Origin of the sequence: Pseudomonas sp. zfem004 (assembly GCF_032621715.1) — a bacterium.
GTDB classification, from domain to species: Bacteria; Pseudomonadota; Gammaproteobacteria; order Pseudomonadales; family Pseudomonadaceae; genus Aquipseudomonas; species Aquipseudomonas sichuanensis.
This window is the reverse complement of record NZ_JAVYJF010000037.1, coordinates 1-21387: the sequence shown is the minus strand read 5'-3', so window position 1 is coordinate 21387 and position 21387 is coordinate 1. Positions and strand designations below refer to the sequence as shown.

Here is a 21387-nt window from a genome sequence, read left to right as displayed (position 1 = left end):
CCGTCTCAGCGTGCGTAGATGCGTTTGCCGGCGAACCAGGTCTGCAGCACCTGGGTATCGCGCAGCGCTTGCGGTGACACGCTCAGCACATCGCGGTCGAGCACGATCATGTCCGCCTGCTTGCCCACTTCCAGCGAGCCGACCTGCCGCTCCAGGCGCATGGCCCGGGCGGCGTTGAGGGTATAGGCCTGCAGCATGGTCTTGAGGTCGATGGCTTCGCCGGCATTGAGCACGCCCTTGGGCCCCTTGCGGGTGATGGCCTGATAGATGGCTTTCCATGGCTCAGGGGTGCTGATCGGCCAGTCGCTGGCGCCGGCGATGGTGGCGCCGTTGTTCAGCAGCGAATGCGCCGGGAAGGTGTGCATGAAGGCCATTGCGCTGACGTAGGGCTTGACCAGATCGAGGTTGGCCTCGTCGGCGCTGGCCCAGTACAGCTGCATCGAGGCGATCACGTCGAGCTGGCGAAAACGCGCGTACTCCTTGGGGCTGACCATCTGCAGGTGGGTGATCGAATGGGCAATGCCGCTGTGCCGCGCGTGCCGCGCCTGTTCGATACCATCGAGCGCCACGCGCACCGCGCGGTCACCGATGGCGTGCACGTGCACCAGCCAGCCACGGGCATCGGCGGCGCTGACCAGCTCGCCGAAATGCGCCGGGTCCAGCAGCAGCTCGCCGCGTTGCCCGGAGTTGCGGTAGGGCTCGAGCATCGCCGCGCTCTGCGCCGGCATCTCGGCCACGCCGTCGGCGAACACCTTGATGCCCGGCAGGGTGAGGTTGGGAACGTCGATGAACTGCTGACGCACCTTGTCCAGTTCGTCCAGGTCGGCGGGGCGGGCCTTGCTGTCGGCCATCAGCAGCGCCGCGACGTGGGCGGTGAGTTCGCCGTTTTCGGCCAGGGCCTTGTACACCGGCAGCACGCCGAGCGAGTCGTTGTGCACGTCGGCGCCCGGCAGCTCGTTGGCCAGTGGGTCCATCCAGCCGGTGATGCCCAGCTGCTTGTAGTAGTCCAGGGCCATGCGCCCGGCGGTCAGCAAAGTGTCCTGGCTCAGCGGCGGTAGCAGATCAGTGACCGGGTACAGGCTGGCGTCGACCAGGAAACCATTGGGTGTGCCGTCCGGGTGACGGCCAATGGTATTGCGGGCGTCCTCGGGCAGGACGGCGATGCTGGCGGCATTCACCCCGGCGCGCTGGAGCATGGCCTGGTTGGCCCAGCCGGTGTGCATGTCGTTGGCGGCGAACAGGATCGGTTGCGTGGCCCACTCGCCGTGATTGAAACGCTGTTCCAGGGCCGGGATATCGTCCCAGTAGGTCGGTGGCAGGCCGCCGACACTGAGGAACTCGCCACGCCGGGCCTTGCCGTTGTCGCGCCACTGGCGCAGGCGCCGCTCCAGCTCGTCGAGGGGCAGTTGCTCGCCAGCCAGGTTGGCCAGCTCCAGTTGCAGGCCGCCCTTGATGGCGTGGGAATGGGAGTCGAGCATGCCCGGCATCAGTAGCTTGCCGCCCAGGTCGATGACCTGCGTGCCGGCGGTTTTCAGGCGCAGCACGGCCTGGTCCGAGCCCACCGCGACGATCTTCTCGCCGTCCACCGCCACGGCCTGCTGCAACGGCTGATCGGGGGCGGCGGTGTAGACCTTGGCGTTGTGCAGGATCAGGTCCACGGCGGCGAGGCCGGGCAGGGCGGTGCAGGCCAGGCCTGCGCCGAGGGCGATCTTCAGGAACTGCTTCATCGGCTGTCTCGTTGTTGTTTTGATCAGACCGCAGGCTAGCCAAGGTGGGAAGTCGGTTAAACGCAGTCTTGGGCACAACTTTTTTTGCTTTGGGGAAAGAGTGCGACCGGGGCTGCCCTGTGGCTCTTTCGCCGGCAAGCCGGCTCCCACAGGAACAGCACAAGGCCAGAGGCCGGCGCGGTCGGTGTGGGAGCCGGCTTGCCGGCGAAAGGGTCGCGAAGCGGCCCGCTGTTTGCCCACACCTCGGCTCTGGATGGATACTGCTTCGCACGCCCACTTGTGCCTCACAGGAACCAACCATGGACAAAATGACGGCCCTGACCATCTTCGTCGCCGCCGCCGAGCACGGCAGTTTCAGCCGCGCCGCCGAGCAGTTGGGCAAGACGCCGTCGGCGATCACCAAGGCCGTCGCCCACCTGGAGGCGGAATTGGGGGTGCGCCTGTTCGAACGCACCACCCGGCGCATGGCCCTGACCGAGGCCGGCAGCCTGTACCTGGACGGCGCGCGCCAGGCGTTGATGCATCTGCAGCTGGTCACCGAGGAGGTCGAGCAGTTGCAGCATGAACTGCGCGGCACCCTGCGCATCACCGCGCCGCCCTCGTTCGGCCCGGCGTTTCTCAACCAGGTGTGCTGCCGCTTCATGGGCGAACACCCGCAGGTGCGCCTGGAGGTGAACCTCAACGACGCCAACGAGGACCTGATCGACGGCGGTTACGACCTGTCGCTGCGCGACGGCCCCACCGACCAGCCCGAGCTGATCGCCCAGCCGCTGATCGAGAACCGGGTGATCCTCTGTGCCAGCCCGGCCTACCTTCAGCGGCGCGGCGCAGACATCACGCTGGACAACTACGCCCAGCACGACTGGCTGCTGCTGCGCCACCCGCTGCTCAACCGCAGCTTCTGGTGGATCGAGCGCGACGGCCAGGCCCTGCGGGTGCGCCAGCCCACCCCGCGCTTGCTGAGTGACAACTTCGATTTCCTGCTGGCCTGCCTGCTCGACGGCCAGGGCCTGCAATTCGTGCCCACCTGGTGCGCGGCGCCGTACCTGGCCCGCGGCGAGCTGGTCGAGGTGCTGCCAGACTACTGGCGCGCCCTCAGCGCCTTCGGCCCCTGGGTGCACGTGCTGTACCTGCCGCACCGGCGCAATACGCGCAAGGTGCAGGCCTTCATCGCCTTGCTGCACGAGCACCTGCGTGAGCAAGGTTTGCAGGCCTGAGTTTTTCCGCCTGGGCACAAAAGTTGTGCGGGGCAGGGCGATGATCGCTTGCGCCGGCGTGGTTAGGCTTGCCTGAACATCGAGCCTGCCGTACCAGGAGTTCCCCGCAGTGAAGATTCACACCTTCGTCACCGACATCCGCGACCCGCTGGCACGCGGTGCGCAGCTCGGCGCGCTGTTCGCCGAACAAGTCCGCCACACCACCGAGCTGTACCTGGGCTTCTTCCCCAGGATCGGCGTGAGCCTGGGCGAGGCCCGGCGCATCGGCGAAAACAGCCTGGCCGCGCTTCAGGCCTGGAGCCCGGAGCTGGCCACCGAGGTGATTGGCATGGCCAAGGGCGCCGACCTGCCGCTGTGGCAACTGGCCGCCCTCAACGCCCGTACCGAAGTGCTGGCCGCCCGGACCCGCCACCACGAATGCTCGACCAGCGTGCACGCCCCGCGCGGTGCGCGCCCGCCGCAGACCCTGCAGACCTGGGACTGGCATGACAGCCTGTGCCCCCACGGCCTGATGCTCGGGCTGCACACAGTGGGCGGCATGCAGGTCAAGCTGTTCTGCGAATTTGGCATGCTGGCCAAGCTGGGGGTGAACAGCGCAGGCGTGGGCCTGCATTTCAACATCCTCCATCACGCCAGCGACAACGCCAGCGGCGGCGTGCCGGTGCATGCCATCGCCCGGCGCCTGCTGGAAGACGCCCGCAGCGTCGACGAGGCCGTGGAGCTGGCGCGCTCGGCGCGGGTCAGTGCGTCCACCGTGCTCACCGTGTTTTCCCGCGAGGACCGCAGCCCGCGCGCGGTGAGCATCGAACTGAGCCCCGAGCGCACGGCGTTGGTGTTGCCCCGCGAAGATGGCTGGCTGCTGCACACCAACCATTTCCTCGACCCCCAGCTGAGCCAGGGCGAGCAGGTCGCCGACCGCGCCGACACCCTCGGCCGCCTGGGCCATCTGCAGCAGGTGATCGGTCAGATGACCGATGCCGACCTGCGCGCCCGCGCCGAGGCGATGTGCGGCGCGGCCGGCGACAGCGCGCCGATCTGCTTCCATCCGGACATGACCATGCCCGATACCGAGCGCTGGGAAACCCTGCTCAGCGTTGGCATCGACACTGAACACTGCGCGCTGGACTACGTGGCGGGCACCCCGCTGCAACTGGCCAAGGCCGGCTTCCAGCGCTTCTGAGCCCATCTGCATTCCGAGAATAAAAACAATGCATGCGCACACCGCTTCATCCCGCTCCGCCTTGCGGACCTTTTGCGTCTCCGGCCTGGGCACCGCGCTGGAGTTCTACGACTTCATCATCTACGGCACCGCTGCCGCGCTGGTCTTCCCTCAGGTGTTCTTCCCTGGGCTCGACCACCTGACGGCGACCCTGGTGGCGTTCAGCGCCTTCGGTGCCGGCTTCTTCGCCCGGCCCCTGGGCGGCTTTGTGTTCGGCCACTACGGCGACCGCATTGGCCGGCAGAAAGTGTTGGTCGCCACCTTGCTGCTGATGGGCTTGAGTACGTTCCTGATCGGCTGCCTGCCCAGCCACGCCAGCATCGGCGTGGCTGCGCCGGTGCTGCTGGTGCTGTTGCGCCTGGTCCAGGGTTTCGCCGCCGGCGGCGAATGGGGCGGCGCGGCGCTGTTCGGCATCGAGTCGGCGCCGCCCGGGCGACGTGGGCTGTGGGGCAGCTTCACGAGCATGGGCATCGGCGTCGGCGGGATTCTCGGCGCCGGGGTGTTCGCCATCGTCAGCGCCGCGGCCAACGACAACCTGGTGGATTTCGCCTGGCGGATTCCGTTCTGGCTCGGTGGCAGCCTGGTGTTGATCGGCCTGTATGCGCGGCTCAAGACGCCCGCGCCGCTTGCCGTGCCTGCAGCCACACCGGTGCGGGCACCATTGGCCGAAGCGCTGCGCCAGCGGCCACGGCAACTGTTGCTGTGCACCGGTATCGCCTTCGGCTACTGCACCATCGCCTACATCGGCAGCACCTTCTTTCTCACCTATGCCACCCAGGCCGGATTCGGCAGCACCCAGGCACTGATGTTCGACCTGACTCTGTCGGTGGCCATCGTCTTGTCGGCGCCGCTGTTCGGGCACCTGTCCGACCGCCTCGGGCGGCGCAGGGTGATGGTGTTCGGTGCCTTGGTGATGGCGCTGGGGTTGTTTGCCTTCTTTGCCTTGGTCGACATGAAGAGTTTCGCGATTGCGCTGTGCGCATACAGCCTGGTCGGTCTGCTGATGGGCGCGACCCAAGGGCCGATCCCGGCGTTTCTCGGCGAGCAGTTCCCGCGTGAGATGCGTTATTCGGGGATTTCCGCCAGCTACCAGGTCGGCGCGGCGCTGGGCGGGGGTACGGCATCGAGCGTTGCCACGGCGATCCTCATCCTCACCGACCACAACCCGTTGGGGGTGGCGTTATACGGGGCTGCGGCGCTGGCGCTGGTGGCGGTGTGTTCGTTGCTGCTCAGGGAAACGGCGTGGTTGAGCATGGCGCAGATCGACGAGGCGCCTGCGTCGACGCTTTGCCGGCAAGTCTCAAGATCTGCGCGGCCCCTGTAGGAGCGGCTTCAGCCGCGAACCCCGGCAAGGCCGGGGCCGCTTGTTTCACGGCTAAAGCCGCTCGCGTTGGCGCAACGCCGTCACCGTCTCGCCGCCCACTCCCCAGTTGTCGGTGGACACCTCTTCGATCACCACGAACGTGCTGGCCGGTGGTTTGCCCAGCACCTCCTGCAACAGTCGCGTGGTGCCTTCGATCAACTGGCGCTTGTGCTCGGCGCTGACGCCTTCATCGGTGACGCGGATATGGACATAAGGCATGTTCAGTTTCTCCGTGGGTTCAGTGCCAGGTGCCGGCGGTGCTGCCGCCGTCGACCGGCAGGATGACGCCGCTGACGAAGCGTGCGTCGGTCAGGTACAGCACGGCGTCCACCACATCCTGCGGCTTGCCGGTACGGCCGCTCGGCGACAGCGCGCCCAGCCCTTGGGCCTCGCCGCCGTGCAGCGGGGTGTCGATGATCCCAGGGGCCACGGCGTTGACCTGCACGCCGCTGCTGGCCAGCTCCAGGGCCAGGCCCTTGACCGCCTGGTTCAGGCCGCCCTTGACCAGCACCGGCAGCAGCGCCGGTACCCGGGTGTCCGGTTGCATGGCCACCGACGCGGTAATGGCGATGATATGCCCGTGACATTGCTCCTTCATCACCCGGGCGGCGGCCTGGGCGGGGTAGAAGAAACCCTTGAGGTTGGTGCCGACCAACGCATCGACATCGGCTTCGCTGTATTCCTCCACCGGCTTGGGAATGAAGATACCGGCATTGTTGACCAGGATATCCACCCGGCCGAAGGCCTCCAGCGCGGTGGCGAACAGGCGCTCGGCGGTGGCTTTTTCGGCGATGTCGCCGGCCACGCCGACGAACCCGGCCGGGTTGCCCAGCTGCGCGGCAGCGGCGTCCAGGCGCGCCTGGCTGCGGGCATTGCCGACCACGTTGTCGCCGCGTTCGAGGAAGGCCTGGGCGAGGGCGAAGCCCAGGCCGCTGGATGCGCCGGTGATGATGACGGTGCGTGGGTTGCTCATGGGGTGATCTCCAGTGGATGAGCCTTGGCTCGGTGTGGAATCACTGTAAGTTGCAACGCTCGCTTGAAAAATGAGGCGCATGGCATTTCAATCGATACATCGTGTAATCAATCGAGCCGTCATGACCCGCCATTTCGATGACCTGCAACTGGGCAGCCTGGAGCTGTTCTGCCTTGCCGCCGATGCCGGCAGCTTCACCGAGGCGGCTACCCTGGCCGGGGTCACGCCTGCCGCCGTGAGCCGGTCGGTGGCCCGCCTGGAAGAGCGCCTGGGCGTGCGCCTGTTCGTGCGTACCACCCGGCAGATGCGCCTGTCCGAGGCCGGGCAAGCCTACTACCAGCAATGCCGCCAGGCCCTGGGGCAACTGGTGGAGGCCGAGCGGCAGGTGACGGGTGGGCAGCTCGAGCCTAGCGGCCGGCTGCGTATCAGCGCGCCGACGCCCTATGCCCACCACCGCCTGCTGCCGTTGTTGCCGCGCTTTCGCGAACGCTATCCGCAGGTGTTGGTGGATGTGCACGTCAGCAATCGCAATGTCGATTTCGCCGAGGAGCAGTTCGACCTGGCCATCCGCGGCCGTGCCCCGGCTGACTCGCGGCTGGTGGCGCGGCGCCTGGAGGACGCCGAGCTGGTGATCGTCGCCACCCCGGGTTATCTGGCCCGGGCGGGGGTGCCGCAGACACCGGATGACCTGGCCGGGCACGACTGCATCCAGTTCGAGATGCCCAGCAGTGGTCGCCGTCCGCCCTGGAGCTTTCGGCGCGACGGGCAGCTGATCGAGCTGGACACCCAGGGCGCCTTCACCTGTCTGGGCGACTTCCTCGCCACCAGCACGCTGGTGCGCCACGGTGGCGGCCTGATGCAGGCCTACCGCTTCACCGTGCAGGACGCCCTGGACAGCGGTGAGCTGGTGGAGGTGCTGGCGGATTTCGGCGGCACCACGCGGCCCTTCATGCTGGTTTACCCGCAGGCCAGGCACATGCCGTTGAAGGTGCGCGTGTTCATTGATTTCCTGGTCAGCGAACGACCGCTGCCGTTTGGCTGAAGCCCGCGCAGGGCGTGCGTTGGAGCACTATTCTTGTCGCTGCGTCGGCGCGTTGTGCCGCCGACCTTTCAGCAGTCCGGCTATTTCCCAGGAGAACGCTCCATGAAATCCATGACACTGCTAGTGATTGCCTCGGTACTGAGTTTTGCCGCACAGGCCGAGGACAGCGCGGCGACCAACTGCGATGCCAAGATCAATGACCTGGAGTACATCAGCAAAACCGATGGCCAGGCGCTGCATGGCGGTATGGCGCACGACTACCATAACTTGCTCAAGGAAGCCAAGGACGCCAAGGCCAGCGGTGACATGGCCAAGTGTCAGGCCTCGGCCGACCGTGCCAAGACCATCTACAACAAAGCGCGCGGCAAGTAGCCACGAGCCTTTGGGAGGGCGCGGGGTCTCGTGTAAGCTCGCTTGGGTCATCCCACGAGAGCTCCCCATGATCCCGTCCAGCCCGCGCCTCGACAGCCTGCTCACCGGCATCGCTCGGCCCTTCACCCGGCCAGGTTCGCACAGCGCCATCGACAAGCAGCCCCGCCAGGGTGCCTTGCAGGTGACCGCGCTGGGTATCGCGGGTGACGAACAAGGTGACCTGCGCGTACACGGCGGGGTCGAGAAAGCCATCCATCACTACCCTCGTGAACACTACGCCGCTTGGGCTGCCGAGCTGGGCGAGCACCCGCTGCTGGCGCAACCCGGCGCCTTTGGCGAAAACTTCAGCAGCACCGGATGGACCGAGGCCGATGTTTGCCTGGGCGACCGTATACGTGCTGGCACCGCCTTGCTGGAAATCTCCCAGGGGCGCATGCCGTGCTGGAAACTCAACGAGCGTTTCGACGTGGCGCAGATGGCCCTGCGGGTGCAGCAGAGTGGGCGCACCGGCTGGTACTACCGGGTCGTGGAGGAGGGCGTGGTGCAGGCGGGCGACGCCTTGCAACTAGTCGAGCGCCCCCATGGCCAGTGGTCGGTGGCGCGGCTGTCGGCGGTGCTGTTCGACAAATGCCTGGAGCCTGAGCTGCTGCAGGAATGCCTGGCGCTGCCGCTGGTGCCGAACTGGCGGCGGACCCTGGAAAAGCGCTTGGCGCAACGCCAGGTCGAAGACTGGTCGTCGCGCCTGCAGGGGCGCAGCGACACCTGAACATCTGCCCTACAAGACAAGGAACCCAGCATGCCCTTCGAACTGGACGACCGCCTGGTGATTGGTGTTGCGTCAAGCGCGGTGTTCGACCTCAGCGAAGCCGATGCGGTGTTCCGCCGCGACGGCGAGGCGCAGTACCGCAAGTACCAGGAGCAGCACCTGGACGTGCCGCTGGGCAAGGGCATTGCCTACCCGTTCATCAAGCGCCTGCTGGCGCTCAATGACCTGCGTGAAGACCCGGAGGACCCGCTGGTGGAGGTGGTGCTGCTGTCGCAGAACGACCCCGACACCGGGTTGCGGGTGATGAAGACCATCGGCCATTACGGGCTGAACATGACCCGGGCGATCTTCACCCAGGGTCGCTCGCCTTATGAATACATTCCGGCGCTGAACATCGCGTTGTTCCTGTCCGCCGACAAGCAGCATGTGGACGCGGCGATCCAGGCCGGTTACCCGGCCGGGCAGGTGCTCGACTCGCAGTTCGATGACGACGAAAGCGACGACAACCTGCGCATCGCCTTCGACTTCGATGGCGTGCTGGCCGGCGACGAGTCGGAGGCGGTGATGCAGTCCGGCGGGCTGGGCAGCTTCCATGCCCACGAAGTGCTGAACAAGGCCCAGCCGCACAACCCCGGCCCGCTGAAGGAGTTCTTCGTGCGCATTGCGCGGATACAGGCCGCGGAGGAGCAGTTCAAACTTGACCACCCCGGCTACGAGAACCGTCTGCGGGTGTCGATCGTCACCGCGCGCAACGCGCCATCCCACGAGCGGGCGTTGAACACATTGAAGAGCTGGGGGGTGATGGCCAACGATGCGTTCTTCCTCGGTGGCATCGAGAAGCGTCGCGTGTTGCAGGTGCTCAAGCCGCACATCTTCTTCGATGACCAGTCCGGGCATCTGAAGAGCACCAGTACCGTGGTGCCGTCGGTGCATGTGCCGTTCGGGGTGACCAACCGTTCGGCGTGACATGATCGGTCCCATCGCGGGGCAAGCCCGCTCCCACGTATTTTCATGTGCAGGAAGCGAGACCTAAGCCCACTTCCACGCATTTGCATGCGCAGGAAGCGGGGCCTAAGCCCACGTGGGAGCGGGCTTGCCCCGCGATGGGGCGTCAAGAAGATCGTCTCAGAACCACCGGTCGTTACGCTTTCGCCCGCGGGTCAGCGCCGGCAGGATCAACCCCAGCAGCAACCCGGCACCGGCAATGCTGCCGCCGTAGACCATGTAGCGCATCATCACTTGCTTGTTCTCATCCCCCAGCCGCGCCTGGGTGTCGCGCAGGTTCGACTGGGCCTCGGTGAGCTGCTCGTTAAGTGCCTTGTTGCGGCTTTCCAGTTCGTCGATCAGCGCCTTGCGCGAGTCCAGGGTCTCCTGCATGCCTTGCACGCGGTTCTTCCAGCTGTCGTCGATGGTTTTCAACTGGCCGGACAGGTCGGCCACCTGCTGGTCGAGCTGCGGCAGGCGCTCGCTCTGGCCCGGCAACGCCTGCAAGTCACTGCTGAGGATCCACACCAGGTCGCCGCTTTGGCCGCGCACCTGGCTGTAGTTGCCCTGGCTGGTCACCAGGCTGACTTTCTGCCCCGACTTCAGCGAGCCGACGATCCGGTGGCCATCGGTGGGGCCACTGCGCACGTAGGTGCTCAGGCTGTCGCTGACCCAGCGTGCATCGCTGGCCGGCTCTTCGGCATGGGCCGGGGCGGCGAGGGCGATCAGGGCGGCGATCAGGCCGCCGCGCAGGGCGGGGAGGGCGGAGTTGGCGGGCTGCTTGTCTGGCATGGTGGTCTTCGCTGAAACGGGGCAAATGAAGGCCCGATGACTGGGCCGGCGATCCGGTCGAGTGAATTGACCGTCAGCCAAAGACCGCATTTTTGTAGGCAGGTTCACTGCTTGGTGCAGGAAATGCCTACAGAGTGTTGCCGGATGTACACATGAACGAAAACGGGGCAGGCCATCGCTGGCCTGCCCCGTTCATGTCAAAGCGCCGGATCAGGCGACTTTGACGATCCAGCCAGCCGGTGCCTCGACGTCACCGCTCTGGATGCCGGTCAGCTCGTTGTAGAGCTTCTGGGTGACCGGGCCGACCTTTTCCAGGTCGTGGAACACGTGCAGCTTGCCGTTGTACTCGATGCCGCCGATCGGCGTGATCACCGCGGCGGTGCCGCAGGCGCCGGCTTCGATGAAACGGTCGAGCTTGTTGATCTCGACATCGCCTTCGATCACGGTCAGGCCCAGGCGCGATTGCGCCAGTTCCATCAGCGACAGGCGGGTGATACCCGGCAATACCGAGGCCGATTTCGGAGTGACGAACTCGTTGTTGGCGGTGATGCCGAAGAAGTTGGCCGAGCCGACCTCTTCGATCTTGGTGTGGGTCAGCGGGTCCAGGTAGATGGCGTCGGCGAAGTTGGCCTTCTTCGCTTCGGCACCCGGCTGCAGGCTGGCGGCATAGTTGCCACCGACCTTGGCCGCGCCGGTGCCCTGGGGGGCGGCACGGTCGAAGCTGGAAATCTGGAAGTTGTGCGGCTTCATGCCGCCCTTGAAGTACGAGCCGACCGGGATGGCGAAGATCGAGAAGATGAACTCGGGCGCGGTGCGCACGCCGATGTTGTCACCGGTGCCGATCACGAACGGGCGCAGGTACAGGGCACCCTTGCCGTGCGGCGGAACGAAGTGCTCGTTGGCCTTGACCACTTGCTTGCAGGCCTCGATGAACACGTCGGTGGGCACGTGCGGCATCAGCAGGCGGGCGCAGCTGCGCTGCATGCGCGCGGCGTTCTGGTCGGGGCGGAACAGGTTGATCGAGCCGTCCTTGCAACGGTAGGCCTTCAGGCCCTCGAAGCACTGCTGGCCATAGTGCAGGGCGGTGGAGCCTTCACTGATGTGCAGCACGTTGTCGTCGGTCAGGGTGCCCTTGTCCCACTCGCCGTTACGCCATACGGACAGGTAACGCTTGTCGGTCTTGATGTAGTCGAAGCCCAGCTTGTCCCAGTTAATGCTTGCGTTGCTCATGACACCCTCATAGCTCAAAGCCCGAACACGGCGGGCTGCTGTTATATGCGCACCACGCCACCTTAATACATCCGGCGCGGATCGGAAACGGCCAGTCACGAATTGGCCGGGCTTGCGGCTGGGCGGCTCGGTTGTTGGTTGATACAGGATTTGAGTTGGGCCTTCGGGTGCATGGCGGGATATTGGGTGAGGGCCACCAGGTGCCTGGCGGTGTTTTTGCAGCGCCCTCAAGATCGAGCGCCGCGCGGGCGGCGCTCGATCTTGAGGGCGCTGCACATCTTTCGCCATGCACCTGCCGGCCCTCACACGATCCAAACTCAGCGCAACCGCCGATTCCAGTCCCCACCATGGTCGCGCCAGCAAGCTTCTTCACTGTCATAGCGCAAATGCCACGCCACATGGTCCAGCTGCACTCCGGCCTCGGCCAGTGCCTGGGTGGTCAGCGCCAGTATCCGCGCCTTGGCCGCACCGGCCAGTGCATCGGCCTTGGCCGTATCGTCAGTGAACACCCAGGTGATACGCAGGCTGGCAGGGAAGTCGTCGAGGTCGACTTGGTGGGTGAGCCAGGCAAAGCCGACGATCTCGGCCTGGGCAGTGGCGCAGGCCTCGGTGAGGCAGGCGACCATTTCCCGCTCCAGGCGCGCCAGCGCGCGTTTATTGCTGGCCATCAGGCGTCGTCGATCTGCTGGCAGAAGCGCAGGCGGTTGCCGAACGGGTCGGCGATCTGCATTTCCAGCCCCCAGTCGACCTTTTCGGCGTGCGGCCGGGAGTAGCCGTACTGCTTGGCCAGAAGTTCCCGTTCCAGGGCCTTGAGGTCTTCCACCCTGGCGAAAACCGCCGAGCCCGGGGTGGCGTCGCCGTGGTGTTCGGACAAGTGCAGGATCAGCCCGTCGCGGTGGACCTGCATGTACAGCGGCAGGTCCGGGGCGAAACGATGCTCCCAGTCGAGGCTGAATCCGAGGAAATCAAGGTAGAACTCCCGGGCCTTGTCGACCGAGAAGATCCGCAGGATGGGGATGGCGGCGGCGAATTGCATCGGAACTCCTGTGCTGTGCATTTTCCTGGGGCGTGAGTGTAACGCCGTCGGCACTGCTTGAGGGCGCGCTTTTGCCCTGCATTTGCGCAGTGCGAGGCCCGTGGCAGCGTCGTTTGAATACATCGTAGGAAAATTCATCCGGATTCATCTGATTACTTGGCCTGCAACCTGCAACATCCCGTTTATGAATTTTGATCGATTGGTCAGGCAGCCGCGCTGGCATGGCGTTCAAGACGTTAAGCCAGAGCGGCCAAGGCCACGGATGACGGGGGTTTGGGATGTCCTTGCCGGAGCCGCACACGGCACACGACGAGCAGGCGGGCTGGAGCGCGCACCTGCAGTTGCGCTTCGTCCAACGTGAAGGCGTGACCCGGCTTGGTGCGCGCCGCCATGTCGGACCTCTTTTGGTGCAGCGGCCGTTCTACCCCGAGGGGGCCCCATGCCACGTTTATGTGCTGCACCCGCCCGGCGGCATCGTCGCCGGTGACCGCCTGGAGCTGGACATTCACCTTGAAGCGGGCAGCCATGCACTGCTGACCATGCCCGGCGCCAGCAAGTTCTACCGCAGCATCGGCCCGACCGCACGGCTGGCGCAGCGCTTCCACCTGGCAGCCGGCAGCACCCTGGAATGGCTGCCCCAGGACAGCATCTTCTTCAATGGTGCCCGCGCCAGCCTCGACAGCCGTTTCACCCTGGCGCCCGGTGCCCGCCTGCTGGCCTGGGAAACCCTGTGCCTGGGCCGCCCGGTGATGAATGAGCGGTTCGAGCAGGGCGCCCTCGACAGCCGTCTGTGCATCGAACTGCCCGACGAGCCCGGCCTGCACGAGCGCCTGCGCATCGACGGCGGGCAACTGGCCAAGCTCGGCGACCACCCGCTGCTGGCCACTTTCTGCGCCGCCCCCGCTGACACCGCGGTGCTGGAGCAGGTGCGCGAGCTGCTCGATGAACTCAAGACCCCGGCCGGCGCCACTTTGCTTGGCTCACTGCTGGTGATTCGCCTGCTCGACCACGACAACCAACACCTGCAACACCACCTGCAGCGCCTCTGGCACCTGCTGCGCCCGGCCGTGCTCGGCCTGGCGCCGTGCCCGCCGCGCATCTGGGCCACCTGAAGAGAGCCTCCATGGAGCTGACCCCAAGAGAGAAAGACAAACTGCTGCTGTTCACCGCCGCCTTGCTGGCCGAACGGCGCCTGGCCCGTGGCCTGAAGCTCAACTACCCGGAGGCCGTGGCGCTGATCAGCGCGGCGGTGCTCGAAGGCGCCCGCGATGGCCGCACGGTGGCCGAGCTGATGAGCCTGGGTCGTGAAGTGCTGGTGCGCGAACAGGTGATGGACGGCGTGCCGGAGATGCTCCACGACGTCCAGGTCGAAGCCACATTCCCCGACGGCACGAAGCTGGTGACCGTGCATGACCCTATCGTCTGAGGTGCTGCCCATGATCCCCGGAGAAATCCAGGTCGCCGCCGGCGACATCGAACTCAACGTTGGTCGCGCCACGGTCAGCGTCAGTGTGGCCAACCATGGCGACCGACCGGTGCAGGTCGGTTCGCACTACCACTTTTATGAAGTCAACGATTGCCTGGTGTTCGAGCGCGAGCCGGCCCTGGGCTTTCGCCTGGACATCCCGGCCGGCACCGCCGTGCGTTTCGAGCCGGGTCAGGCGCGTACCGTGCAGTTGGTGGCCTACGCCGGCAAGCGTGAAGTGTATGGCTTCCAGGGCAAGGTGATGGGCGCGCTGGAGAACAAGGCATGAGCCGAATTTCCCGTCGGGCCTACGCCGACATGTTCGGCCCCACCGTCGGCGACCGCGTGCGCCTGGCCGACACCGCGCTGTGGGTAGAGGTGGAGAAAGACTTCACGGTCTATGGCGAAGAAGTCAAGTTCGGCGGCGGCAAGGTGATCCGCGACGGCATGGGGCAGGGCCAGATGCTGGCGGCCGAGGCCATGGACCTGGTGCTGACCAATGCGTTGATCATCGACCACTGGGGCATCGTCAAGGCCGATATCGGCGTCAAGCACGGGCGTATCGCTGCGATCGGCAAGGCCGGCAACCCCGACGTGCAGCCCGGTGTGACCGTGGCGGTCGGGCCGGGTACCGAGGTGATCGCCGCCGAGGGCAAGATCGTCACCGCCGGTGGCATCGACTCGCACATTCATTTCATCTGCCCGCAGCAGGTGGAAGAAGCACTGACCAGCGGCGTCACCACCTTCATCGGTGGTGGCACCGGGCCGGCCACCGGCACCAACGCCACCACCTGCACCCCCGGCCCCTGGTACCTGGCGCGCATGCTCCAGGCCGCAGACAGCCTGCCGATCAATATCGGCCTGCTGGGCAAGGGCAACGCCTCGCGCCCCGACGCGCTGCGCGAGCAGATCGCCGCGGGTGCGGTGGGCCTCAAGCTGCACGAGGACTGGGGCTCGACCCCGGCGGCGATCGACTGCTGCCTGGGCGTGGCCGAAGAAATGGACATCCAGGTGGCGATCCACACCGACACCTTGAACGAGTCCGGCTGCATCGAAGACACACTGGCCGCCATCGGCGACCGCACCATCCACACCTTCCACACCGAAGGTGCCGGCGGTGGCCACGCCCCGGACATCATCCGCGCGGCGGGGCAGGCCAACGTGCTGCCGTCGTCGACCAACCCGACCCTGCCGTACACCGTCAACACCGTCGATGAGCACCTGGACATGCTGATGGTCTGCCACCACCTGGACCCGAGCATCGCCGAGGACGTGGCCTTCGCCGAGTCGCGCATCCGCCGCGAGACCATCGCCGCCGAGGACATCCTCCACGACATGGGCGCCTTCGCCATGACCTCGTCCGACTCCCAGGCCATGGGCCGGGTCGGCGAGGTGGTGCTGCGCACCTGGCAGGTGGCGCACCAGATGAAGCTGCGCCGTGGCCCGCTGGCGCCGGACAGCAGCTACAGCGACAACTTCCGGGTCAAGCGCTACATCGCCAAGTACACCATCAACCCGGCGCTGACCCATGGCATCGGCCACGAGGTCGGCTCGGTGGAGGTGGGCAAGCTGGCCGACCTGGTGCTGTGGGCACCGGCGTTCTTCGCGGTCAAACCGGCGCTGGTGATCAAGGGCGGCATGATCGTCACCGCACCCATGGGCGATATCAACGGCTCGATCCCCACGCCGCAACCGGTGCACTACCGGCCGATGTTCGGTGCCCTGGGCGCGGCGCGGCATGCCACGCGCATGACCTTCCTGTCCCAGGCCGCCATGGACCGTGGCCTGCCCGAGGAACTGAAGCTGCACAGTCTGATCGGCGTGGCCCACGGCTGCCGACAGGTGCGCAAGGCAGACATGCTGCACAACACCCTGCAGCCAGTGATCGAGGTCGATTCGCAGACCTACCAGGTGCGCGCCGACGGCGAGCTGCTGGTGTGCGAGCCGGCCAGCGAACTGCCGCTGGCCCAGCGTTATTTCCTGTTCTGAATGATTTGGCTGGACGGCATCTGTGGGAGCGGGCTTGCCCCGCGATGGACGGCACCGCCGCTCTCACGTCCCCAGGCCCGCATGACCGATTTGATTGAAAGGAGTGAACATGATCGTACTTACCCGCAGGGTCGCCGACGCCGAAACGGTGACCGGCAGCGTCACCCTGACTGTCGACAGCCGCATCAAGAGCCGCCTGCGCGTGACCCTCGACGATGGCCGTGATGCCGGCCTGATGCTCGAACGCGGCCACCTGCTGCGCGGTGGCGAGCTGCTCGCCGATGCCGAAGGCCAGCAGGTGATCCGCGTGCTGGCAGCGCCCGAGGCGGTATCCACCGTGCGTTGCAGCGACCCGCACCTGCTGGCGCGCGCCGCCTACCACCTGGGCAACCGCCATGTGCCGCTGCAGATCGAACCGGGCCTGCTGCGTTACCAACACGACCATGTGCTCGACGACATGCTGCGTGGCCTGGGGCTGACGGTGGCTGCAGAACAGGCGCCGTTCGAGCCCGAGGCCGGCGCCTACCAGAGCGCTCCGCATAGCCACAGCCATGCTCACGACCATCCCTTCGTGCGCCTGCAAGCCCATTCCTGAACACCTCCTGGAGCTGACAATGAAAAAGACTTTCGCCCTGATGCTGCTGATGGTGGCCCTGCCGGCCTTCGCCCACCCAGGCCACGACGCCAACCCGTTGCAGGATGGCCTGCTGCACCCGCTGACCGGCCTCGATCATTTGCTGATGCTGCTCGGCACCGGCGTGCTCGCCGCGCTGACCGGCCGAACCCTGGCCCTGCCGCTGGCCACCTTGGCGGCCATGTTCGGCGGCGCGGTGTGCGGCCATCTGTTCGGTGATGTGGTCGGCATGGAACAGATGATCCTCGGCTCCCTGCTGGTGGCCGCCGCGGCCATGCTGTTGCCCAGCCGCCAGTTGTTGCTGTCGCTGATCATGCCGGTGTTCGCCCTGTTCCATGGCTGGGCCCATGGCGTCGAGGCCACGCCGAGTGCGTTCTGGCAGTTCAGCGCCGGCTTCGTCACCGTCAGCGGCTTGCTGCTGGCCGCAGGCTTCGCCGTCGGTTGCCTACTGCGCCGCCATGCCGGCCTGCAGAAGGCCTTCGGCGGCGGCCTGCTGGCCGGTGCAGCGTTGGTGCTGGCCGGCTGATGAACAGCGACCTGGCGCTGCTGCGCCTGCTGCAACTGGCCAGCCCCGGCCTGCCGGTGGGGGGCTTTACCTACTCGCAGGGCCTGGAGTGGGCGGTCGAAGCCGGCTGGGTACGGGATACCGCCAGCTTCGCAGCCTGGCAGCGTGAACAGTTGCACGACACCCTCGGCTACCTCGACTGGCCACTGCTGGCGCGCCTGTACCGTGCCTGCCAGGCGGGCGACGCCCAAGCCTTCGCGCACTGGAGCCGCTTTCTGCTGGCCAACCGCGAAACCGCCGAGCTGCGCCTTGAAGAGCAGCAGCGCGGCAGCGCCCTGTCGCGCCTGCTCGATGGCTGGCAACTGGGCCAGGCGCCGGCCTGGCGGCCCAGCCTTGAACTCAGCCAGCTTGGCGGCATGGCCTGGCTTGGCGCGCACTGGTCGATCCCGCTGCGCCAGCTCGCTCTCGGCCTTGGCTTTGCCTGGCTGGAGGGGGCGGTGATGGCCGGGGTCAAGCTGGTGCCGTTCGGCCAGCAGGCGGCGCAGACCCTGCTGCGCGATCTGGGCGAGGAATTGCCTGCGGTACTCGATCAAGCCCTGGCGCTGGACGACGACCAGCTCGGTGGTGGCCTGCCGTTGCTGGCCATCGCTTCGTCACGCCACGAAACCCAATACACCCGTTTGTTCCGTTCCTGAGGACTGCCTAGATGGAAAACTACCAGCAACCCCTGCGTGTCGGTGTCGGCGGACCGGTCGGTTCCGGCAAGACCGCGCTGCTCGAATGCCTGTGCAAGGCCATGCGCGATCACTACCACATCGCCGTGGTGACCAACGATATTTATACCAAGGAAGACCAGCGCATCCTCACCGAGGCCGGCGCCCTGGAGCCCGAGCGCATTGTCGGCGTGGAAACCGGTGGCTGCCCGCATACCGCGATCCGCGAGGACGCCTCGATGAACCTCGCGGCCGTGGAGGGGCTGGCGCGCAAGTTCGGCAACCTTGAAGTGATCTTTGTCGAGAGCGGCGGCGACAATCTCAGCGCCACCTTCAGCCCGGAGCTAGCCGACCTGACCATCTATGTGATCGACGTCGCCGAAGGCGAGAAGATCCCGCGCAAGGGTGGGCCAGGCATCACCAAGTCGGACTTCCTGGTGATCAACAAGACCGACCTGGCGCCCTACGTCGGTGCCTCGCTGGAGGTGATGGAGCGCGACACCAACCGCATGCGCCCCGAGCGACCATGGACCTTCAGCAACCTGAAGAAAGGCGAGGGATTGCAGGCGGTGATCGACTTCATCGTTGAACGGGGGATGCTCGGGGTGCGGGGCTGAGGTAACTGTTCGGCCTTTGGCGGGCAACGTGTCCAGGTGCCCGGATACCGGGGCGCTCGCTACGGTTGCACGGTCTTGCACCTGCCAGTTTCTGGCAGGTGTCATGACCCAACCCTGCAACCTTGAGGAGCAACCCATGAAAGTGCTGACGATGATCCTGTTACTGAGCGCCGCCACTTTGGCTCAAGCCGAAGAGCCGACGGAACAACCGCTCTCCGGCCCCGAACAGATGGGCCAGGCGGTAGATAACGTGCACGCCAACCAGCCGCTCGTACCCAAGCACCGATCGGTTGGTAGTAGTGCAGGCTTGGTGTGCGAGCCTGGCTATAAGCTGATTGGGGATGATTGCCATCCAATCGCTACGTTCGAATGAGCTGCTGCAACACAAGGCGCAGTTGTTTCATCTCACCACGCCTGGGCCGGTCTGGCGGTGAAGATCATTTCAACTGGAGAGCAACGCCTTGACCAAGTTTCATCACGTGCGCCCAGACGCTGTAACTCATCTGCTATCAGCAGCGGCACGACATCCGGTGGCTCCAACGCGGCTTCTTCGTCATTGGTGAAACCGGTGATTCGACGGTCTTTGATCAACACAGCGCCGTCAACCAATGGCTTGGCGAAAGCGCTTGAAAGCGTTTGCGATCTTGGGCTGGCGAGGGCGCTTCTACAAAACAAGAAATGATTTCAGGGGGCGCATCGGCCAACACCTGAATGCAGTGGTGAGGTTCAGGGCTAGAGTCTTTGACGCTGGCACGACCCGCCAGCGAAGCCCATTCAAGGAGTCAGAATGAGAAAGATCGCAACAATCGCGCTGTTGGCCGCTGCAAGTGTGCTCCAGGTTGCCTATGGCCAGGAGCCCACCCTGCGGGATAGGGCCGAGGGTGAGGCCATTTCGCCGTTTGCCCCGCGCAACGCGGCCCTTGCCGTGAGCATTCACTTGGCAAGCATCGGCGTCCCCCGAGTGGCTTGCCCGCAAGGTACCTTGCGCTCTCCGATGGGGCTGTGCCAGCCGGCATTCGATTTTGATTGAACCTTGGCGCGTCTGGTGAATGTTCATGCGCTTGCGTCTGTGGACTGCGTCGCGTGGGCAGGGGCGATCATATCGTCTGGCAGGAGGCGGAGCACTGTGCCCTTTGGTGTTCCTACGAAGCAGCGTTAGGTTTCCGAGGCATGTGTGGGGCATTACCTAAAGTCGTAGGTTTGGGCTGAGGGATAAGGTCTGTCTGGCTGTCGGCAGGAGAGTAAGACAACTCGCCTGCCGCCGTTAAAGCAGACATCCCATCCAAGGAAACATGTATGAAAAAGCTCGTCCTGATCGCCCTGTTGACCACTGCTGGCCTGACCCAACTGGCCCACGCGAATCCCGCTTGCCCAGAAGGCACATATTGGACCCCGGTGGGCCTCTGCCAGCCTGACTTTGACTTTGATTGAGTCGTCTCACTCACGTAGCGCATCACCCCATGATCAATCTCGCTGTGCTGCAGCTCACAGACTGATCGGTAATGACTGCGTGCCAAAGGCTGGGTTCGACTGAAGGCAATGGCCTGTAACGGCGGCAGCCTTTCAAAACCACTCGGCGGTCCTGGGATGCTCCGGGGCCGTCGGGAGGTTCTGTCCAGTATTCGGAAAGCGTGGCGAGGGCCAAGTCCGCTGCAACAAATAATATGTTCAACCCCTAGGTTAATCCTTGCCTGCCGCAACCCTCCGAGACCCTGTCACACAGAGTAAGCTTGTGGGAAAAATCCCAGCGTGCCGGCCACGGCGCCATAGAGGTACCCATGGCTTCATACACCTTGCGTCAACTCAAGTACTTCGTCACCACCGTAGAGGCCGGCAGCGTTGCCGAAGCCTCGCGTCAGCTGTATATCGCCCAACCGTCCATCTCTACGGCGATCAAGAGCCTGGAAGAAAGTTTTGGCGTACAGCTGTTCATTCGTCATCACGCCCAGGGTGTGTCACTGACCCCCAGCGGCAAGCGTTTCTACGCCAAGACCCGCGCCCTGCTGCAGATGGCCCACGAGTTCGAACAGAACGCCCTGGCCGACAACGACACGGTGGCCGGGCATATCGACATCGGCTGTTTCGAGACCGTGGCGCCGCTGTACCTGCCAAGGCTGATCGCCGGTTTTCGCGCACGTTACCCCGGGGTGGACATCCGCCTGCGCGACGGTGAGCAGCAGGAACTGATCCAGGGCCTGACCGCCGGTACCTTCGACCTGGCGTTCCTCTACGACCATGACCTGGACGGCACCATCGAGGCCGAGCCGCTGATGCCGCCGCAGAAGCCCTACGTGCTGTTGCCGGAGAAACACCGCTTTGCCGGCCAGGCCCAGGTGTCGCTGCGCGACCTGTGCCCGGAGCCGATGATCCTGCTCGACGTGGCGCCCAGCCGTACCTATTTCGTCAGCCTGTTCAACGAACTGGGGCTCACGCCGAACATCGTCTTCAGTTCGCCGTCGATCGAGATGGTGCGCGGGATGGTGGGGCAGGGCTTCGGATTTTCGCTGCTGGTGACCCGGCCGCATACCGAGTTCACCTATGACGGCCAGCGCCTGGTGATGCTGGATATTGCCGAGCCGGTGACGCTGTCGGGGCTGGCTGCGGCGCACCTGAAGCGGGTGCAGTTGACCAAGCCGGCACAGCTTTTCGTGGAGTTTTGCCGGGAAGAATTGGCCAGGTTCTGAAAAGCATCGCGGGGCAAGCCCGCTCCCACGCCAGCATCAAGGATCGGCGTGGGAGCGGG

Annotated in this window: 27 protein-coding genes; 19 read left to right on the top strand and 8 right to left on the bottom strand. The window is 65.5% G+C overall.

Going from position 1 to position 21387, the window contains the following annotated elements:
- Positions 1 to 5 precede the first annotated feature (5 nt).
- A complete protein-coding gene (locus tag RTH46_RS25430; protein WP_316906895.1) occupies positions 6 to 1727 on the bottom strand; it encodes an amidohydrolase in 1722 nt (573 codons plus the stop codon).
- A gap of 299 nt (positions 1728 to 2026) precedes the next feature.
- Between RTH46_RS25430 and RTH46_RS25425 the strand changes: the two genes are divergently transcribed.
- The 3 genes from RTH46_RS25425 (at position 2027) to RTH46_RS25415 (ending at position 5487) form a co-directional block, all read left to right on the top strand.
- Positions 2027 to 2944 carry a LysR family transcriptional regulator gene (locus RTH46_RS25425; protein ID WP_153786410.1) on the top strand — a complete coding sequence of 306 codons (918 nt, stop codon included), beginning with the start codon at positions 2027 to 2029 and terminating at the stop codon, positions 2942 to 2944.
- Positions 2945 to 3053: 109 nt separating this feature from the next.
- Positions 3054 to 4124: a C45 family autoproteolytic acyltransferase/hydolase gene (locus RTH46_RS25420; protein WP_153786411.1), complete on the top strand. Its 1071-nt coding sequence runs from the start codon at positions 3054 to 3056 to the stop codon at positions 4122 to 4124.
- 28 nt (positions 4125 to 4152) lie between these two features.
- On the top strand, positions 4153 to 5487 hold the full coding sequence (locus RTH46_RS25415) for an MFS transporter (protein WP_316906894.1): 1335 nt from the start codon (positions 4153 to 4155) through the stop codon (positions 5485 to 5487).
- 51 nt (positions 5488 to 5538) lie between these two features.
- On the opposite strand, the gene RTH46_RS25410 is transcribed toward RTH46_RS25415, so the two are convergent.
- Together RTH46_RS25410 and RTH46_RS25405 are read right to left on the bottom strand one after the other, a co-directional pair.
- Positions 5539 to 5745: a 4-oxalocrotonate tautomerase family protein gene (locus tag RTH46_RS25410; RefSeq protein ID WP_316906893.1), complete on the bottom strand. Its 207-nt coding sequence runs from the start codon at positions 5743 to 5745 to the stop codon at positions 5539 to 5541.
- 19 nt (positions 5746 to 5764) lie between these two features.
- A complete protein-coding gene (locus tag RTH46_RS25405) occupies positions 5765 to 6499 on the bottom strand; it encodes an SDR family NAD(P)-dependent oxidoreductase (RefSeq protein WP_153786413.1) in 735 nt (244 codons plus the stop codon).
- Between the two features lie 121 nt (positions 6500 to 6620).
- On the opposite strand from RTH46_RS25405, the gene RTH46_RS25400 reads away from it, so the two are divergent.
- From RTH46_RS25400 to RTH46_RS25385, 4 genes are all read left to right on the top strand, one after another.
- Positions 6621 to 7541: a LysR family transcriptional regulator gene (locus tag RTH46_RS25400; RefSeq protein WP_279845746.1), complete on the top strand. Its 921-nt coding sequence runs from the start codon at positions 6621 to 6623 to the stop codon at positions 7539 to 7541.
- A gap of 102 nt (positions 7542 to 7643) precedes the next feature.
- Entirely contained in the window at positions 7644 to 7913 is a 270-nt protein-coding gene (locus RTH46_RS25395; protein ID WP_153786415.1) for a hypothetical protein, read from the top strand.
- 67 nt (positions 7914 to 7980) lie between these two features.
- Positions 7981 to 8679: an MOSC domain-containing protein gene (locus tag RTH46_RS25390; RefSeq protein ID WP_153786416.1), complete on the top strand. Its 699-nt coding sequence runs from the start codon at positions 7981 to 7983 to the stop codon at positions 8677 to 8679.
- Positions 8680 to 8709: 30 nt separating this feature from the next.
- Positions 8710 to 9645, top strand: coding sequence for a 5'-nucleotidase (locus RTH46_RS25385; RefSeq protein WP_125464418.1), 936 nt, complete (start codon positions 8710 to 8712; stop codon positions 9643 to 9645).
- 159 nt (positions 9646 to 9804) lie between these two features.
- On the opposite strand, the gene RTH46_RS25380 is transcribed toward RTH46_RS25385, so the two are convergent.
- The 4 genes from RTH46_RS25380 to RTH46_RS25365 form a co-directional block, all read right to left on the bottom strand.
- A complete protein-coding gene (locus RTH46_RS25380) occupies positions 9805 to 10455 on the bottom strand; it encodes a TIGR04211 family SH3 domain-containing protein (RefSeq protein ID WP_316906892.1) in 651 nt (216 codons plus the stop codon).
- Between the two features lie 210 nt (positions 10456 to 10665).
- Positions 10666 to 11685 carry a branched-chain amino acid aminotransferase gene (locus RTH46_RS25375; RefSeq protein ID WP_110992793.1) on the bottom strand — a complete coding sequence of 340 codons (1020 nt, stop codon included), beginning with the start codon at positions 11683 to 11685 and terminating at the stop codon, positions 10666 to 10668.
- A gap of 317 nt (positions 11686 to 12002) precedes the next feature.
- The gene (locus tag RTH46_RS25370) at positions 12003 to 12356 is read right to left on the bottom strand and encodes a hypothetical protein (protein WP_153786418.1); all 354 of its coding nucleotides are present in this window, start codon (positions 12354 to 12356) and stop codon (positions 12003 to 12005) included.
- On the bottom strand, positions 12353 to 12721 hold the full coding sequence (locus RTH46_RS25365; RefSeq protein ID WP_153786419.1) for a glyoxalase superfamily protein: 369 nt from the start codon (positions 12719 to 12721) through the stop codon (positions 12353 to 12355). Before RTH46_RS25365 ends, RTH46_RS25370 begins: the two co-directional genes overlap by 4 nt.
- A 278-nt stretch (positions 12722 to 12999) precedes the next feature.
- Between RTH46_RS25365 and RTH46_RS25360 the strand changes: the two genes are divergently transcribed.
- The 9 genes from RTH46_RS25360 to RTH46_RS25320 all read left to right on the top strand — a co-directional run bounded on the left by RTH46_RS25360 (position 13000) and on the right by RTH46_RS25320 (position 19017).
- Positions 13000 to 13833 carry an urease accessory protein UreD gene (locus RTH46_RS25360; protein WP_316906891.1) on the top strand — a complete coding sequence of 278 codons (834 nt, stop codon included), beginning with the start codon at positions 13000 to 13002 and terminating at the stop codon, positions 13831 to 13833.
- Positions 13834 to 13844: 11 nt separating this feature from the next.
- Positions 13845 to 14147: an urease subunit gamma gene (locus tag RTH46_RS25355; protein ID WP_110992797.1), complete on the top strand. Its 303-nt coding sequence runs from the start codon at positions 13845 to 13847 to the stop codon at positions 14145 to 14147.
- Positions 14148 to 14157: 10 nt separating this feature from the next.
- The gene (locus RTH46_RS25350) at positions 14158 to 14475 is read left to right on the top strand and encodes an urease subunit beta (RefSeq protein WP_316906901.1); all 318 of its coding nucleotides are present in this window, start codon (positions 14158 to 14160) and stop codon (positions 14473 to 14475) included.
- Positions 14472 to 16175 (top strand): urease subunit alpha, encoded by a 1704-nt coding sequence (ureC, locus tag RTH46_RS25345; RefSeq protein ID WP_316906890.1) that lies wholly within the window; start codon positions 14472 to 14474, stop codon positions 16173 to 16175. The genes RTH46_RS25350 and ureC overlap by 4 nt, the downstream gene beginning before the upstream one ends.
- Positions 16176 to 16284: 109 nt before the next feature.
- Entirely contained in the window at positions 16285 to 16770 is a 486-nt protein-coding gene (gene ureE / locus RTH46_RS25340) for an urease accessory protein UreE (RefSeq protein ID WP_153786422.1), read from the top strand.
- Between the two features lie 19 nt (positions 16771 to 16789).
- Positions 16790 to 17335 (top strand): HupE/UreJ family protein, encoded by a 546-nt coding sequence (locus RTH46_RS25335; protein WP_153786423.1) that lies wholly within the window; start codon positions 16790 to 16792, stop codon positions 17333 to 17335.
- Positions 17335 to 18009, top strand: coding sequence for an urease accessory protein UreF (locus tag RTH46_RS25330; protein WP_153786424.1), 675 nt, complete (start codon positions 17335 to 17337; stop codon positions 18007 to 18009). Before RTH46_RS25335 ends, RTH46_RS25330 begins: the two co-directional genes overlap by 1 nt.
- An 11-nt stretch (positions 18010 to 18020) precedes the next feature.
- Positions 18021 to 18644 (top strand): urease accessory protein UreG, encoded by a 624-nt coding sequence (gene ureG, locus RTH46_RS25325; RefSeq protein ID WP_138217352.1) that lies wholly within the window; start codon positions 18021 to 18023, stop codon positions 18642 to 18644.
- 136 nt (positions 18645 to 18780) lie between these two features.
- Positions 18781 to 19017, top strand: coding sequence for a hypothetical protein (locus RTH46_RS25320; RefSeq protein ID WP_153786426.1), 237 nt, complete (start codon positions 18781 to 18783; stop codon positions 19015 to 19017).
- A 32-nt stretch (positions 19018 to 19049) separates the two neighbouring features.
- Here the strand turns inward: RTH46_RS25320 and RTH46_RS26450 are convergent, their stop codons facing one another.
- Positions 19050 to 19235 carry a hypothetical protein gene (locus RTH46_RS26450; protein ID WP_218575532.1) on the bottom strand — a complete coding sequence of 62 codons (186 nt, stop codon included), beginning with the start codon at positions 19233 to 19235 and terminating at the stop codon, positions 19050 to 19052.
- A 196-nt stretch (positions 19236 to 19431) separates the two neighbouring features.
- Between RTH46_RS26450 and RTH46_RS25310 the strand changes: the two genes are divergently transcribed.
- The 3 genes from RTH46_RS25310 (at position 19432) to RTH46_RS25300 (ending at position 21328) form a co-directional block, all read left to right on the top strand.
- Positions 19432 to 19674: a hypothetical protein gene (locus tag RTH46_RS25310; RefSeq protein WP_153786427.1), complete on the top strand. Its 243-nt coding sequence runs from the start codon at positions 19432 to 19434 to the stop codon at positions 19672 to 19674.
- Positions 19675 to 19940: 266 nt separating this feature from the next.
- Positions 19941 to 20075, top strand: a complete 135-nt coding sequence (locus RTH46_RS25305) for a hypothetical protein (RefSeq protein WP_256671343.1) — start codon at positions 19941 to 19943, stop codon at positions 20073 to 20075.
- A gap of 347 nt (positions 20076 to 20422) precedes the next feature.
- Complete coding sequence (locus RTH46_RS25300; protein WP_153786428.1) at positions 20423 to 21328, top strand: LysR family transcriptional regulator; 906 nt, start codon at positions 20423 to 20425, stop codon at positions 21326 to 21328.
- The last annotated feature ends 59 nt before the right edge of the window (positions 21329 to 21387 follow it).

Coding starts and splice junctions, on each gene's coding strand:
- ureC (WP_316906890.1), top strand. CDS start 14,472: ATGAGCCGAATTTCCCGTCGGGCCTACGCCGACATGTTCGGCCCCACC.
- RTH46_RS25390 (WP_153786416.1), top strand. CDS start 7,981: ATGATCCCGTCCAGCCCGCGCCTCGACAGCCTGCTCACCGGCATCGCT.
- RTH46_RS25355 (WP_110992797.1), top strand. CDS start 13,845: ATGGAGCTGACCCCAAGAGAGAAAGACAAACTGCTGCTGTTCACCGCC.
- RTH46_RS25360 (WP_316906891.1), top strand. CDS start 13,000: ATGTCCTTGCCGGAGCCGCACACGGCACACGACGAGCAGGCGGGCTGG.
- RTH46_RS25395 (WP_153786415.1), top strand. CDS start 7,644: ATGAAATCCATGACACTGCTAGTGATTGCCTCGGTACTGAGTTTTGCC.
- RTH46_RS25320 (WP_153786426.1), top strand. CDS start 18,781: ATGAAAGTGCTGACGATGATCCTGTTACTGAGCGCCGCCACTTTGGCT.
- ureG (WP_138217352.1), top strand. CDS start 18,021: ATGGAAAACTACCAGCAACCCCTGCGTGTCGGTGTCGGCGGACCGGTC.
- RTH46_RS25335 (WP_153786423.1), top strand. CDS start 16,790: ATGAAAAAGACTTTCGCCCTGATGCTGCTGATGGTGGCCCTGCCGGCC.
- RTH46_RS25310 (WP_153786427.1), top strand. CDS start 19,432: ATGAGAAAGATCGCAACAATCGCGCTGTTGGCCGCTGCAAGTGTGCTC.
- RTH46_RS25385 (WP_125464418.1), top strand. CDS start 8,710: ATGCCCTTCGAACTGGACGACCGCCTGGTGATTGGTGTTGCGTCAAGC.
- RTH46_RS25410 (WP_316906893.1), bottom strand. CDS start 5,745: ATGCCTTATGTCCATATCCGCGTCACCGATGAAGGCGTCAGCGCCGAG.
- RTH46_RS25305 (WP_256671343.1), top strand. CDS start 19,941: ATGAAAAAGCTCGTCCTGATCGCCCTGTTGACCACTGCTGGCCTGACC.
- RTH46_RS25350 (WP_316906901.1), top strand. CDS start 14,158: ATGATCCCCGGAGAAATCCAGGTCGCCGCCGGCGACATCGAACTCAAC.
- RTH46_RS25365 (WP_153786419.1), bottom strand. CDS start 12,721: ATGCAATTCGCCGCCGCCATCCCCATCCTGCGGATCTTCTCGGTCGAC.
- RTH46_RS25400 (WP_279845746.1), top strand. CDS start 6,621: ATGACCCGCCATTTCGATGACCTGCAACTGGGCAGCCTGGAGCTGTTC.
- RTH46_RS25330 (WP_153786424.1), top strand. CDS start 17,335: ATGAACAGCGACCTGGCGCTGCTGCGCCTGCTGCAACTGGCCAGCCCC.
- ureE (WP_153786422.1), top strand. CDS start 16,285: ATGATCGTACTTACCCGCAGGGTCGCCGACGCCGAAACGGTGACCGGC.
- RTH46_RS25405 (WP_153786413.1), bottom strand. CDS start 6,499: ATGAGCAACCCACGCACCGTCATCATCACCGGCGCATCCAGCGGCCTG.
- RTH46_RS25430 (WP_316906895.1), bottom strand. CDS start 1,727: ATGAAGCAGTTCCTGAAGATCGCCCTCGGCGCAGGCCTGGCCTGCACC.
- RTH46_RS25375 (WP_110992793.1), bottom strand. CDS start 11,685: ATGAGCAACGCAAGCATTAACTGGGACAAGCTGGGCTTCGACTACATC.
- RTH46_RS25380 (WP_316906892.1), bottom strand. CDS start 10,455: ATGCCAGACAAGCAGCCCGCCAACTCCGCCCTCCCCGCCCTGCGCGGC.
- RTH46_RS25300 (WP_153786428.1), top strand. CDS start 20,423: ATGGCTTCATACACCTTGCGTCAACTCAAGTACTTCGTCACCACCGTA.
- RTH46_RS25425 (WP_153786410.1), top strand. CDS start 2,027: ATGGACAAAATGACGGCCCTGACCATCTTCGTCGCCGCCGCCGAGCAC.
- RTH46_RS25415 (WP_316906894.1), top strand. CDS start 4,153: ATGCATGCGCACACCGCTTCATCCCGCTCCGCCTTGCGGACCTTTTGC.